Annotated in this window: 15 protein-coding genes and 1 pseudogene; 4 read left to right on the top strand and 12 right to left on the bottom strand. The window is 72.2% G+C overall.

The annotated features are described in order from the left end of the window. Positions 1-16 precede the first annotated feature (16 nt). Positions 17-934 (top strand): PfkB family carbohydrate kinase, encoded by a 918-nt coding sequence (locus ACFYPJ_RS24425; protein WP_389020897.1) that lies wholly within the window; start codon positions 17-19, stop codon positions 932-934. A gap of 83 nt (positions 935-1,017) precedes the next feature. Here the strand turns inward: ACFYPJ_RS24425 and ACFYPJ_RS24420 are convergent, their stop codons facing one another. The 5 genes from ACFYPJ_RS24420 to ACFYPJ_RS24400 form a co-directional block, all read right to left on the bottom strand. Beyond that, a complete protein-coding gene (locus ACFYPJ_RS24420; protein WP_389020894.1) occupies positions 1,018-2,256 on the bottom strand; it encodes a cytochrome P450 in 1,239 nt (412 codons plus the stop codon). 46 nt (positions 2,257-2,302) lie between these two features. Then, entirely contained in the window at positions 2,303-3,694 is a 1,392-nt protein-coding gene (locus ACFYPJ_RS24415) for an NAD(P)/FAD-dependent oxidoreductase (protein WP_389020891.1), read from the bottom strand. Then, entirely contained in the window at positions 3,684-3,929 is a 246-nt protein-coding gene (locus tag ACFYPJ_RS24410; RefSeq protein WP_389020888.1) for a ferredoxin, read from the bottom strand. The genes ACFYPJ_RS24415 and ACFYPJ_RS24410 overlap by 11 nt, the downstream gene beginning before the upstream one ends. A gap of 218 nt (positions 3,930-4,147) precedes the next feature. Then, a complete protein-coding gene (locus ACFYPJ_RS24405; RefSeq protein WP_389020885.1) occupies positions 4,148-4,825 on the bottom strand; it encodes a hypothetical protein in 678 nt (225 codons plus the stop codon). Positions 4,826-4,985: 160 nt separating this feature from the next. Next, a complete protein-coding gene (locus tag ACFYPJ_RS24400) occupies positions 4,986-5,387 on the bottom strand; it encodes a cold-shock protein (protein WP_389020882.1) in 402 nt (133 codons plus the stop codon). A 231-nt stretch (positions 5,388-5,618) separates the two neighbouring features. Here ACFYPJ_RS24400 and ACFYPJ_RS24395 point away from each other — a divergent pair, with 231 nt between their 5' ends. Beyond that, complete coding sequence (locus ACFYPJ_RS24395; RefSeq protein ID WP_389020879.1) at positions 5,619-5,840, top strand: twin-arginine translocase TatA/TatE family subunit; 222 nt, start codon at positions 5,619-5,621, stop codon at positions 5,838-5,840. 45 nt (positions 5,841-5,885) lie between these two features. Here the strand turns inward: ACFYPJ_RS24395 and ACFYPJ_RS24390 are convergent, their stop codons facing one another. The 5 genes and pseudogenes from ACFYPJ_RS24390 to ACFYPJ_RS24370 all read right to left on the bottom strand — a co-directional run bounded on the left by ACFYPJ_RS24390 (position 5,886) and on the right by ACFYPJ_RS24370 (position 10,015). Beyond that, a complete protein-coding gene (locus tag ACFYPJ_RS24390) occupies positions 5,886-6,572 on the bottom strand; it encodes a lytic transglycosylase domain-containing protein (RefSeq protein ID WP_389020876.1) in 687 nt (228 codons plus the stop codon). Between the two features lie 795 nt (positions 6,573-7,367). Continuing rightward, positions 7,368-7,925, bottom strand: a pseudogene (locus ACFYPJ_RS24385) (TerD family protein); the annotation flags it as partial. Between the two features lie 106 nt (positions 7,926-8,031). Continuing rightward, a complete protein-coding gene (locus tag ACFYPJ_RS24380; RefSeq protein ID WP_389020873.1) occupies positions 8,032-8,616 on the bottom strand; it encodes a TerD family protein in 585 nt (194 codons plus the stop codon). 52 nt (positions 8,617-8,668) lie between these two features. Next, on the bottom strand, positions 8,669-9,340 hold the full coding sequence (locus ACFYPJ_RS24375) for a hypothetical protein (RefSeq protein WP_389020870.1): 672 nt from the start codon (positions 9,338-9,340) through the stop codon (positions 8,669-8,671). A 99-nt stretch (positions 9,341-9,439) separates the two neighbouring features. Then, positions 9,440-10,015: a TerD family protein gene (locus tag ACFYPJ_RS24370; protein ID WP_389020867.1), complete on the bottom strand. Its 576-nt coding sequence runs from the start codon at positions 10,013-10,015 to the stop codon at positions 9,440-9,442. A gap of 347 nt (positions 10,016-10,362) precedes the next feature. Between ACFYPJ_RS24370 and ACFYPJ_RS24365 the strand changes: the two genes are divergently transcribed. Continuing rightward, on the top strand, positions 10,363-10,746 hold the full coding sequence (locus tag ACFYPJ_RS24365) for a BlaI/MecI/CopY family transcriptional regulator (protein ID WP_389020864.1): 384 nt from the start codon (positions 10,363-10,365) through the stop codon (positions 10,744-10,746). A gap of 5 nt (positions 10,747-10,751) precedes the next feature. Further along, on the top strand, positions 10,752-11,693 hold the full coding sequence (locus ACFYPJ_RS24360; RefSeq protein WP_389020861.1) for a M56 family metallopeptidase: 942 nt from the start codon (positions 10,752-10,754) through the stop codon (positions 11,691-11,693). Between the two features lie 75 nt (positions 11,694-11,768). Here the strand turns inward: ACFYPJ_RS24360 and ACFYPJ_RS24355 are convergent, their stop codons facing one another. After that, positions 11,769-12,224 (bottom strand): tellurite resistance TerB family protein, encoded by a 456-nt coding sequence (locus tag ACFYPJ_RS24355; RefSeq protein ID WP_389020859.1) that lies wholly within the window; start codon positions 12,222-12,224, stop codon positions 11,769-11,771. Between the two features lie 284 nt (positions 12,225-12,508). After that, complete coding sequence (locus tag ACFYPJ_RS24350; RefSeq protein WP_389020856.1) at positions 12,509-13,165, bottom strand: hypothetical protein; 657 nt, start codon at positions 13,163-13,165, stop codon at positions 12,509-12,511. Between the last annotated feature and the right edge of the window lie 58 nt (positions 13,166-13,223).

The raw sequence follows: 13,223 nt of genomic DNA, 5'->3' as shown, positions 1-13,223 counted from the left end.
GAGGAGAGGCCGACGGATGGAACACGGCACACAGCGGCGCCCCGCGGGGCTGTTCGTCGGCCTGTGCACCCTGGACGTGGTCCAGTTGGTGGACCGCGTACCCGAACCCGACGAGAAGCTGACGGCCCTCGACCAGACGGTGGCCGCCGGCGGTCCCGCCGCCAACGCAGCCGCCGTCTTCGGCCATCTGGGCGGCCGGGCCAGGCTCCTGACCGGGCTCGGCCGCCATCCGCTGGCGCTGACGGCCGCGGCCGATCTGGCGGCCCTGGGTGTGACGGTGGACGACCTGGCGGGTGACACGCCGGAGCCGCCCGCGGTCTCGTCGGTCCTGGTGACCGCCTCGACCGGCAGGCGGGCGGTGGCCTCCACCAACGCCGTCCGCCACCGGCTGGTCGCGCCGGACGGCCTGGACGCCCTGGTGGCCGAATGCGACGTCGTCGAACTCGACGGTCACCACATGGAGCTGGCCATCGCCGCCGCGCGGGCGGCGCGGGCGGCGGGCCGTCCCACCGTGCTGGACGGCGGCAGCTGGAAGGAGGGCACGCAGACCCTGCTGCCCTTCGTCGACGTGGCGGTCTGCTCGGCCGACTTCCGGCCGCCGGGCGCGACGACGCCCGCTGGGACGCTGGCGTACCTGCATGAGTCGGGGGTGACCTGGGCCGCCGTCAGCAGGGGCGCGGAGCCCCTCGTCTGGTCGGGTCCCGACGGAGAGGGCGTGGTCGAGGTGCCGCCCACGGCGGTGGTGGACACCCTCGGCGCGGGCGACTTCCTGCACGGGGCGTTCGCCTACCATTGGGCGTCGGCCGGGCGGGACGGCGCGGAGAGTACACGGGACCGCGCCGGTCACTTCGCCCTGGCGCTGGCGCGGGCCGCGGAGGTGGCGTCACAGTCGTGCACGGCGTTCGGCACCCGGTCCTGGATGGTCAGGACGTGAGGTGGCCGCCGTAGCGGGTCCGCGCCCCGTGGATCGGCCGGCCGGGTTCGTTGATCGCCGCCATGGTGCGGTACCGGTACCGGTCAGGGCCGCAGGTTGTCGAAGCTGATGTCCAGCTGGCGCGGGCCGCGCAGCAGTGCGTTCTCCCGGTAGGGCGGCGGGTCCTCGACGAGGCGGGGGTTGTCCAGGCGCCGGGCCAGTTCGGCCAGGGCGATCTGGGCCTCGGTCCGGGCCAGCGGTGCGCCGAAGCAGCTGTGGACGCCGCTGCCGAAGCCGAGGTGCTGGATGTCCCCGCGGTCCGGGTCGAACCGGTCGGGCTCGTGGAAGCGTTCCGGGTCGCGGTTGCCGGCGGCGAGGACGAGCCAGATGCGCGAGCCCTTCGGGATGGTCACCCCGTGCACGTCGATGTCCGTGAGGGAGGTGCGCTGGGTCACGAGTTGCACGGGAGGTTCGTAGCGCAGCAGTTCCTCCACGATCCTGGGGGCCAGGCCGGGGTCGTCGCGCAGCCGGTGCAGGTACTCGGGGTGGCGCAGCAGGGTGAGCATGCCGTTGGTGATCAGGTTCACCGTCGTCTCGTGGCCCGCGATGAGCAGCAGCACCGAGGTGCTGAGCACCTCCATCATCGTCATCGCGCCGTCCTCGCCGTGGCTGGTCACCAGGTCGGAGAGCATGTCGTCATGGGGGTCCTTGGCGCGCTGCTCGACCAGTCCGGCCAGATACATGCCGAGTTGGACGCGCGCTTCCTGCGCCGCCTTGCGCTGGTCGGCGTTCTCCGCTGCGCGGACGGCCGGGTCCAGGCCCGCGACGACCTGGTCGGCCATGGTGCGAAAGCGCGGTTCGTCCTCGCGCGGGACGCCGAGCAGCCGGCAGATCACGGTCACCGGGAAGGGATAGGCGAACTGGTCGACCGCGTCGATCCGACGGGCGTCCCCGAAGCCGTCGATGAGGCCGGTCACGATCTGCAGGAGTTCGCCGCGCATGGAGTCCAGCCGCCGCGGACGGTGCGGCGGGCCGAAGGAGCTGTTGGCGATCCGCCGCAGCCGGTCGTGTTCCGGCGGGTCGAGCCGGATGAAGCTCGGCGGCAGTCCCGTCGCCTCCGGCCCGGCCGGTTCGTCGTCGCCGCTCGCGGCGAGGTTGGTGGCGTCGGAGCTGATGCGCGGATCGTGCAGGAGGCTCTCGATGTCGTAGTACCCGCTGATGACGTACGGGCCGCCCTCCTCCTCGTGCAGGACCGGGGTCTTGCGCAGTTCCTCGTACAGCGGATACGGGTTGGCACGGTTGGCGTAGTCGGTGATCTGGCGCAGGAGCGAGGCATGCGTCATGACGCGTCCTTCGGGCGTGGGATGTCGGGGCGGCGGCCGGGGTCCGTCAGTGGCGGGCCACGTTGAAGACCAGCCGCCGGTCCGACGGTGAGTAGCCGGTGAGGGTGACGGTCGCGGCGTGGGTCGGCAGGGACGGATCGGGGAAGTCGGCCGGGACCGGCCTGCGGCCCTCGGGGCGGTGGTCGACGGTCGGGAACTCCACCGGGAACGGCGCGCCCTCCTCGATCCTCCGTTGGTAGAACTCCAGCCACCGGGTGTTGTCGAAGCTGACGGCCGCGATGATCCGGCCCTGGTGGCCGTAGACGCCGACGAACCGGCGCTCGGCGAGCGACCCTTGCGTGATCATGATCTCCTCGCCCATCGGCGGTACGCCGACCGACTTGATGCTCACACCGAACTGCGACGACCAGAACGCGGGTACCCACAGGTGCGGCCGCCGGTCCGCGCCGTGGCTGACCATGTTGTGCGCGGCGACCTCGGCCTGGGCGACGGCGTTGCCCCAGTGTTCGAGGGAGAGGAACTGGTAGTCGAACAGGGCGTGCGGGGAGCGGGCGACGTCACCGGCGACGAAGACGTCGTCGGTGACGATGCCCCGGAAGTCGAAGGCGCGGCAGCCCGCGTCGCAGGCGATGCCCCGTGGGCCCGCGGCGAGCCCCGATCCGGTGAGCCAGTCCGTGTTCCGGATCGCGCCGAGCGAGACGATCACCACATCCGTCTCGACGACGCTCCCGTCGGACAGATGCGCCGCCCGCACCCGGCCCCCCGAGTCGCCTTCCAGGGAGGTGACGGTGACACCGGTGCGCAGGTCGACGCCGTTCTCGCGCTGCAGTTCGGCGGCGACCGCGCCGATCACCCCGCCGAGGGCACCCACCAGGGGGCCGCCCGCCCGTTCCGCCACGGTGACCGGAATGCCCATCTCCCGGCAGGCGGAGGCGATTTCCGAACCGGAGAAACCGGCGCCGATGACGAACACCCGGCGCGGGCCGGCCTTGAGCCGGCGGTAGAGGTGGGCCGCGTCGTCGCGGGTGCGCAGCAGGAAGACGCCGTCCAGGGATGCCTCGGACTTGTCGGGCCAGGGCCGCGCCCGGACGCCGGTCGTGATCAGCAGCCGGTCGTACTCGACCTCGTCCCCGTCCGCCAGCCGGACCTTCTTTCCGGTCAGGTCGAGGCCGGTCGCTGCGACGCCGAGTCGCCATTTCGCGTCGATCTCCTGGCGCCTGGGCAGTTCGGTGTGGTGCGCGGAGGCCATGCCGAGCAGGACCGCCTTGGACAGCGGCGGCCGGTCGTAGGGGTCGTAGGGCTCGTCACCGATCATGGTGAGCGACCCGTCGAAGCCCTCGGCGCGCAGCGTCTCGGCGGCCCGCAGTCCGGCGAGCGAGGCGCCGACGACTACGATCCGTCCCTCGCGGCGGAGCCATTCGATGTAGTCAGCGGCCACGTGTCGCCTCCTGGGCGGCACCGGCGGGCCTGCCCGTCCGGCCGTCCGGTCCGTCGGCCGTGATCGCCTGTACGGGGCAGGCGGTGACGGCCTGGGCGACTCGTTCGTGCTGTTCCTGTTCGGCCCGCGGGTCGTAGACGAGGGATTCCTCACCGTGCATGGCGAAGACGTCCGGCGCGAGGAACGCACACTGAGCGTATCCCTGACACTTGTTGAGATCGACGACAAGCCTCATCGGCGCTCGGCCCTCCGGTGGCCAGGTCCGTCGCGCACCGCCGGCTCGACGGCAAGTTCCGGACGGCGGTCATCTCCCCTCGCCAGTATGGGAGCAGCAGGACGGGTTCCGCGCGGCGGCGCCGCTCGATCGGGTGAAGGCCGCGGCCCGACGTCTCCGGGCGGCGCGGCTGCGGCCCGGGGCGACGTACGGGTCGCGGGACTGCGGTCGGGTACCGGTCAGGCCCCCGCCGTCGGGTCCGGGCGAGGGCGGTCGCCGACGACGAGGATGTGGACGCTGACGACCAGCGCCCACGCCGGGAACACCAGCTCGGCCCAGGGGGCGTTCGACGAGACGAAGGCCAGGATGAGGGCGGTGAGGAAGCCCAGCAGGGTCAGCCACCGCGGCAGGACGCCGAACCGGTGACCCATGACCGACAGGGAGCAGGCGAAGACGGCCGCCATGCGCATCGCGTAGCCGGTCATCAGTGTGTACGCCAGGTGGCGGCCGAAGTCCCACGCCGGCAGCGCCGGGGGCGGGCCGGGGGTGTGGACGGTGACCAGTACGGCGTCGGCCGCCGCTGCCGCCGCGAACAGGGTCGCCACGAAGACGAGGCCGCTGCCGATGAAGACGGTGGCGACGAACCGGTCCTCGGCCTCGCCCACGTGGGTGCGGACGACGCCGACGAACCACAGGAAGAGGATCCCGGCGAAGGGGACGAGGACGAGTGCGGCGTGCACCGCGTTGCGCCGCGTGGTGTCGGTGAAACCGACGGAGGTGACCGCCTCGGCGCCTTCGGGGATGCCGAGCCGGATGAGCACCATGGCCGCGGCGAGCAGCAGCGCGAAGACGATCCCGGCGACGCCGGCGGCCCGTGGCGTCCGCAGCACCGGCTTGCCCGGCACCGTTGTCTGCATCCCGCGGCTCGCTTCCTGTCCGGCGGCTGATGCCACCAGCAAGCCGCTTCGCGGGCCCCGGCGCCACCGGAGGACACCCGAACGGAACCGCCGCGGGTGAAACCCTACGGAATGGCCGGGGCGGGTGCCGCCCCGGCGTCCGTCCTGGCCGGCCGGAGGATCAGTCCTCGGTCCAGCCGTGTTTCTTCGCGAACGAGAGGAACTCGCGGCGGATCTGCACGATCTGCTGACCCGTGAGGGTCGGCGCCGCCTGGAGCAGGAGTTCCGTGATCTCATTGGTGAACTCGACCGTCTGCAGGACGTCGCAGAGCGAGTCGTCACCGACGGCTCCCGACGCGGAGCCGACCCGTGCGGTCGCTCCCGGCGCCAGCCGGATGAACGACGCCTTGGGGCCGCGCTCCCCTTCCTCGATCTCGAACTCGACCTCAAGTCCGGTACGCACCATGGACTCGGCGATCTTGAGGTCGTTCACGTGCAGAAAGACGTCCTCGTCCCCATGATCCGGAGAGATGAACCCATATCCGCGAGTGCTGTCGAACCTCACCACACGACCTGTTGCCACACCAACCCCCAAACAACCCGGGCCACCTGCCCGGAAACGAACCGACCCGCGATTTTAGCAGTCAGCCCGGGCTCCGTCACGGGGCCGGTGACCGCCGGCGGCCGTCGCATCCGGCAGGCGGACTTGTTGAACGGTCTCCCTCCGGGAGAGACTTCTACAGAAGTGTAGATTGCTGGGTGCCACCGGTGCACCGTGCCGGTCGGCTCCGTCACCTGGAAGAGGGCTTCTCTGATGTTCGGCTTGAGTGAACTGGCCGTGATCCTCATCGTCGTCATCGCGGTCCTGGGCTTCAAGAAGCTGCCCGAGCTGACGCGCTCGGCGGGCAAGGCGACGCGGATCTTCAAGAGCGAGGCCAAGGCGCTCAGGGAGCAGGACCCGCCGAACGGCTCGTCCGCCGACGGCACTGTGATCACCGGCCGCGTGGTCGACCGGGACGACACCCCCCGCAACTGACGGGCACCCTGCCGGCCGGTCCGGCCCCGGTGTCCGGTCGGGGTCTCAGGTGCCGACCGCCCGGCCCGCCTTGTTCCAGTTGGCGTGGAGTTCGGCGAGGTAGGACCGGGCCTGGCTGCCCGGGGACGTGCCCCGTGCGAAGGCCAGCATGTTGCCCTGGCCGGTGTTGTATCCCAGGGCCAGCAGCTCGTCCCTGTCGTAGGAGGCGGGCCATTGCGCGGGGAGCCGGGCGCCCAGGTCGTGCAGGTACCACGCCTCGGACTCGATGGCGAGGTCCCGGTCGTCGGGCAGTTCCTCCCATCGGCGGCCGGCGAAGTCGCGGCCCTTCTTGACCTCGTCGAAGGTGGCGCGGTGCATGTTCGCGAGCCCGAAGGCCGCGTCCGGTTTCACCTTCTGCCAGGCCCGCTCCAGGCTCGGGTCGTGGGGCTTGTACGCCTCGTTGTAGAGGATGGCCATCAGCAACTGGGCGCTGACCCCCGTGCGCCGGGCCCAGTCCCGGACCTGGGGGGCGTACTCGGCGGGGTCGTAGGTGGCCGGGGACGCGGGGGCGGTGGGCCGGCCCGCCTGGGTGGCCGAGGCGGAGGCCGACGGTCGCGGCGACGGCGGGGTACCGCCCTGCGAGGCGTCGCCCTGCGAGGTGTTGGCCGCGCGCACGATGACATACACGGCGAGGGCGAAGACCACCCCGGGCAGCAGCCAGCGCAGGCGCCTTCGCACTCGGGCATCGGACATGTGCCGTCCTTCCTCGCGTCCCTCCCGCGACCAGCACCCTTGTACCCCACCGGGGCCAGGAGCCAGGTGAGGCGGCGCCGGGCGGTCCCGGCCGCACCCCGCGCCGGCGTGGGGTGCGGTGGTCCGGCCGGTCGCCGCTCATGGCATCCGGTCACTCATCGCCGCGCCCGGTCACTCCTCGTAGTAGTTGTTGACGACTACGTCCGGTTCGTCATCGGAGAACGCCTCGTTCAGCAGGGCGCCGCCGACCAGGCCGGCGGCGCCCGCACCGATGAGCGCGCCGGTACCGAAGCGGCGGCCGCCCTGCTGGTGCTGGTCGCCGTGCGCAGCAGGGTAACCCTGTTGGTAGTGGTCGCCGTGCGGAGCCGGGTAGCCCTGCTGCGGATAACCCTGCTGGACGGGGCCCGCTTGCGGATACCCCTGTTGCATCGGCTGCGGGTATCCCGGCTGCGGCGGTGTGTAGAACGGCGGTGCGGTGGTCTGCACGCGCTGTGCGCAGCCGCCGCACACCTGGACCGGGCGCGGCACGCCCCATTGCGGGGACCAGCTCACCGTCGTCGCACCGGGGCCGTGGTCGGGGTCGAAGAAGCAGGTCACGGAGGAACTCCCTGGGGATGACACGGGGTACGTCGGGGCGGGCGCGGAGCCGGCGGTCGGCGTCGGTGCCACGAAGGCGGGCGGTGATGCGTACGCAGCCGGGGGTGGTACGGGCGCGGGCACGGCCGGCGGCGGGACGGGGACGGCGGGATCCTGGTCCGCGACGAAGGGCACCGGGTCCGGCGCCCGGTCGCGCAGGACGTCCACGCCGTAGTCGGCGGCGATGCCCGCGAGCCCGGAGGCGTACCCCTGGCCGACCGCGCGGAACTTCCACTCCGTGCCGTGCCGGTACAACTCGCCGAAGACCAGCGCGGTCTCGTCCGACAGGCCGCCCGCCGCTAGGTCGTAGCGGGCCAGTTCGGCGCCGCCGTGCCGGTCGAGGACGCGGATGTGCGCCCGGTGGACCTGTGCGAAGGACTGGCCGCGGGCCACGCCGTCATAGAGGGAGACCGGGAAGACGATCTTCACCACGTCCGCCGGGACGCGGTCGAGGTCGACGTGGATCTGCTGGTCGTCCGGGCCCGGCGGGCGGCCCGCACCGGAGTGGCGGACCGAACCGTCCGGGCTGCTCAGGTTGTTGAAGAAGACGAAGTGTTCCTCGGACGGCGCCTTGCCCGAGGCATCGCACAGGAGCGCGCTGGCGTCCAGGTCGCACCCCGTGTTCGCCTGCCAGCCCAGGCCGACCGTCACCTCGGTCAGGCCGGGGGCCTGCCGGCCCAGTGCCACGTTGCCGCCCTTGGTCAGGGGCACGCTCATGCATGTCCTCCGCTGCTGCTCCGCTTCCCGTATTCATCGTGATCAACGGTGCTCGCGCCCATACAGTTCCCCGATTGCGCAATGAATGAATAACGCCAGGTCCGGATCACAGGTGTTCGACGATCGCGGGCAGCAGGTCCTGGAAGGTACGGCCCGCCGCGGGCTCGCCGATGGCCTGCAGTTGCCAACCGCCCGGCCCGCGGTGCAGCTTGGCCATGATCTGGGCGGTGTACGAGCCACCGCCGCTGAGCGTGTACCGGGCCAGTTCCTGCCCGGTGTTCTCGTCGACCAGGCGGCAGAACGCGTTCTGCACCTCGGCGAAGGTCTGTCCCGTGAAGGAGTTGACCGTGAACACGATCTGGTCGACGTGCCCGGGGACCCGGCCGAGGTCGACGAGGATGACCTCGTCGTCGCCTCCGGCGCCGCTGCCGCCGGTGAGGTTGTCACCGAGGTGCCGTACGGATCCGTCGTCGCTGGTCAGATGCTGGAAGAAGGCGACGTCGGCGAGTTGCCGACCGCCGAAGAGCAGTGCCGAGGCGTCCAGATCGATGTCCCGGGAGCCGGCCAGCTTGGCCAGGAATCCCTTGCGCTGGATGCCCTGCCAGCCCAGTCCCATCCGGACGGCGGTCAATGCGCTGCCGTCGGACTTGCTCAGACTGATCTGCTGACCCTTGCTCAAATTGACCGACATGTGCCGTCTCTCTTTCTGTCGCGTTTCGCGCCTTCTGTCGCGGGAGTGCCGGCTAGCCGGCGAGGGATTCGGGCAGCCGGCGCCGCAGATACGGCAGGACGCCGCGGTCCAGGAGGGCCTGCCGCCATGCCTGCCGGGCCCGCTCCACCTCCGCCGCCGCCCCGGACCCGCCCGGTCCGGCCGGCGCCCCGGGCCCCCTCCGTCGAGGCGCCGCCCCGGGCGCGTTCCCCGTGTCCGGCCCTCCGCATGTGCGCAGGACCGTCCGAGGCAGCGCCGACAGGCCGATCCCCGCGGCGGCCACCGCGACCACGGCCAGCGTCCAGCCCGCCGTACGGACCGAGCCCGCGAACCGGGTGGCCGCACCGGCGAGGCGCGACCCGTGGCCGATGAGCAGCAGGACCGCTGCGGAGAGGGCGGAGATCAGGGGCACCAGCAGGGCGGGCGGCAGCCGGAGATCCCGGCCGGTGGGCCGGTGACGCGCGGGCGGAGGCGGCCGACGACCGTCGGCGACCGCCCGGGTGGCCAGATAGGCGCGGTATTCGTCGGGGACGGCAGCGGCGATCTCCGCCTCCGCCGCCAGCGCCCAGGTCCGCAGTCGCGGCGCGGCCCGGCCGGTGGGGTCGGCGGTCAGGGCGCCGCGGATCTCCGCGGTGTCCAGGGCCGCCAGGACCACCTGCGTGAAATCGGCCCGATCCTCCGGGCGCAGGCCCGGCCCGTCGCTCACGCACCGCTCCGGCCGGTATCCGGGCCCGCCGCCTGCCGCACCGGCGTGTGAGGGCCGGGGGCGCGGCCCTCACACGGGTCCGGGACGAGCGTCCGCGGCTCAGACATCGACTCCGAAGTCGGCGGCGATGCCCGCGAGGCCCGCGGCGTACCCCTGGCCGACCGCGCGGAACTTCCACTCGGCACCGTTGCGGTACAGCTCACCGAAGACCATCGCCGTCTCCGTCGAGGCGTCCTCGGAGAGGTCGTAGCGCGCGATCTCGGCTCCGCCCGCCTGGTTCACCACGCGGATGAAGGCGTTGCGGACCTGGCCGAAGCTCTGGCCCCGCGAGTCGGCGTCATGGATCGAGACCGGGAAGACGATGCGCTCGATCTCGGCGGGAACGGTGGCCAGGTCGACCTTGATGGACTCGTCGTCACCCTCTCCCTCGCCGGTGAGGTTGTCGCCGGTGTGCTCGACCGAACCCTCCGGGCTCTTGAGGTTGTTGTAGAAGACGAAGTGCTGGTTCGAGAGGACCTTGCCGGAGGAGTTCAGCAGCAGCGCGGACGCGTCCAGGTCGAAGCCGGCCCCGGTGGTGGTCCGTACGTCCCAGCCCAGCCCCACAAGCACCGCGCTCAGACCCGGCGCCTCCTTGCTCAGCGAGACGTTGCCGCCCTTGGCCAGGGAAACACCCATGTTTCATTCCTCCACACGCGCGGTCGGTTCGGGTCCGTGTCGGGACCCGAGTTAGAATCTACAACACTGTAGAAGTACTCGTGGAGGACGGCGCGTGCGAAACCGTCGAATGAGCCGGACGGTTGCTGCGGGAAACCGCAGTGGGCCGAAAAGCGGGAGGCGGCCGGGGCCTTCGGCGACAGCGATCCCCGCCCGCCGCACTACCGTCGGACTCTCGGCGGGCTCGGTCCCCACGCGCCTGGTGAGTGACAGACCACCGCCCCGACACTGCCTCACGCTCCGGCTCTATACGATGTGACGCCGCCGGCCAGCGAGGCCGGACGGGTGGAGCCGAAGGGAGAGGGCACATGGCGAAACCGGATCCGTCCCGGCCGCGCCGGGCACAGGGCGCGCTGGAGACGCAGGTGCTCGCGGCGCTCCACGAGGCAGGGGGCCCGGTGACTGCGGGCTGGGTGCAGGACCGTCTGGCGGCCGGCCTCGCCTACACCACGGTGATGACGGTGCTGGCCCGGCTGCTGGCCAAGGACGCCGTCACCCGCCGCCGCGAAGGACGCTCGTTCGTGTGGCTGCCCGCCGCGGACGGCGCCGGTCTCGCCGCACTGAAGATGCACAAGGTCCTGGACGGCGAACGGGACCGCAAGGCGGTGCTGGCCAGCTTCGTCACCACGCTGCCGCAGGGCGACGAACAGTTGCTGCGCGAGTTGCTGGACCAGGCCGACGACGAGGACTGACCACCATGGGGATCTTCGTCTTCCTCCCGTTGCTGCTGCCGCTCACCGCGTGGCCGATCGCCCGCCTGGCCGAACACCGCCTCCATCCCCGGACCGCGACGCTGCTGCTGACCGGCGTCTCCTCGGTCATGGCCCTGTGCAGCACGGTGTGTCTGGCACTGCTGATGGTGGTCGGCACCGCTCAACTGCCGGGCAATCCGCTGCCGGACGCCTGGTCGGACTCCGAGGTGCGGGAGAGCGTGCCGCGCCACGAGATCGTCGGCAAGGCCGCGATCCCCGCGCTGCTCGCGGTCCTCGGCAGCGGTCTGCGCACGCTGCTGCGGCACCACTGGCTGCGGCGCTGCGCACACCGGGCCCTGGCCGGGCTGCCCCGTACGGAGGTGGCGGTGCTGCCCGCCGCCGAGTCGTACGCTTACGCGCTGCCGGGCGGCCCGCGTGACCGCGTCGTGGTCTCGACCGGCATGCTCGGCCACCTCGCCCCGCCGGAACGCCGGGCCCTGTTCGCCCACGAGCGCACCCATCTCACGGCCCGCCACCACCGCTACCTGCTGCTGGTCCGGGTGGCCGCCTGCGCCAACCCGTTCCTGTGGCCGTTGCGGCGGGCCGTGGCCTATACGACGGAGCGCTGGGCGGACGAGGCGGCGGCCCAGGTCGTGGGCAGCCGCCGGGTGGTCGCCCGGGCGATCGGCAGGGCGGCGCTCGTCTCGCGCTCCGCGCCGGCCGCCCCGTTCACCGGGTTCGCCGAGTTCGCTTCGCCCGGGCCGCTCCCCCGCCGGGTCGCGGCCCTGCTCGGACCGGCGCCGGCCGTGCGCGCCTGGCCGCCCGTCTTCACCGCGGTGGGCCTGGCCCTGTGGACCGCCGCGACCGGCGCCGTCCTGTCGGCGATGTTCTCGGCCAACTCGGCCTTCACCCTGCTGCTGCTCCTGCACGCGGCCACACCCCTGTGACCCGGTCCCGGTTACGCCGCGGGCGGGCCCAGATCCCCTGCCTCCGCGGCGCCGTCCGGCCCGCAGAGGGCTTCCTCACAGGTCGAACTCGTGCGGCGGCAGGTCCAGCGCGAAGCACGCCTCCCGGACCACGGCACGCTCGGTGGCGTCGAAGTCGCCGTCGGCGCCGCCGATGACGATGCCGATCTGGATCACGGCCCGGGCCTCGGCGGGCTTCTTCTTCGCCTTGGCGATCTCCTGGAGCACGCTGACCTTGCCGAAGTCGAAGTCAGCGGTCAGCTTGTTCAGGTTCTCCTCGAAGCGGCGCCGCAGGTCGTCCGCCGGGAAGTTCTGCAGCACCTCGTTGGTGGCGATCAGCTGGGCGACCCGCTGCCGCTCGCTCGGGTCGATCGTCCCGTCGGCGGCGGCGACGAGCGCGCACATCGCCATGCTCGCATCCCGGAACGCACCGCTTTTCAAGTCGTTCTTCTTCGCCACCAACTGAGTCTGCATCTGTGACGCCGAGTCCTTGATGCGGTCCCACAGGGCCATGTCGACTTCCCTCACTCCGGGGCCACCGCGCCGCGCCCGAAGACGGACCGGCAACCCACTTTCTTCTACAGTTCTGTAGAAGATAGCAGGACCGGTGTCCGACCCGGCATCCGCCTCCACCCGGCGGGGCGGGACGGGCGAGGCGGCCGGCGCGGGTCCAGCCGTACGGTGATGCCGCACTGCAGGTACGGGCCGCCCTCCGGCGCCACAGCGCTGTCGTACGACCCGTACGACGACGCCGTGCAACCCGTACGACAGCGCAGCACCCCCCGCACCGCAGGCACTCAACGCACGGCGTGATCGCCCCGCTCGCGCATGCGCGCCTCCTCGATGCGGCCGAGCAGAAACGGCACCATCCCCCGCTCCAGCAGGGCGAGTTCCCACGCCGCCCGCGTCGCGGCCACCTCCGGGCCGGTGTCGGCCAGGGTGCTCTGCCCGCCGTCGGGGTGGTTGCGGACCGCCGTCGCCAGCATCCAGACCAGATCGCCGATCGCCGCACCGGCGGCCACCGCGGCGGCGAGGAGGCCGACCGTGATCAGGCCGTCGCCGACATAGGGGCGGCCGCCGACGGCACGCAGGGCGTACCCGGACATCAGGAAGACGGCGGCGGCCACGGCCGACAGGCCCGGTACGATCACGGCGAACAGGGCCAGCAGCCCGCCCGTGCGGCTGGCCGACGGCGCCGCGAGCCCCGATCCCTCCGGTCGGCCGCCTCGTGCCGCGTCCGCCGATCTCGCGACGAGGTAGTCCTGGTATTCCACCGCCGCCGCGGCGGTGATGGCCGTACGCGCCTTCGCCGCCCGGGCGCGCAGCCGCTCCCGGTCGAGCGTCACGCCGGGGCGCTTCAGCGCGTCCACGATCTGCGCGGAGCCCAGCGCCTGCGAGAGCGCCCGCTCGAACACGACACCGATCTCCGTACCCGACAGCGCGGGATCCGACATGTGTCCCCCGAAGAGTGAAAGCCGGCGGCGCTCACGGCATGCGCGACTGCCGCACCTG

This window comes from Streptomyces sp. NPDC006012 (genome assembly GCF_042871185.1).
Taxonomy (GTDB): Bacteria; Actinomycetota; Actinomycetes; order Streptomycetales; family Streptomycetaceae; genus Streptomyces.
The sequence above is the reverse complement of the archived record's forward strand: the minus strand, read 5'-3'. Positions and strand labels throughout refer to the sequence as shown.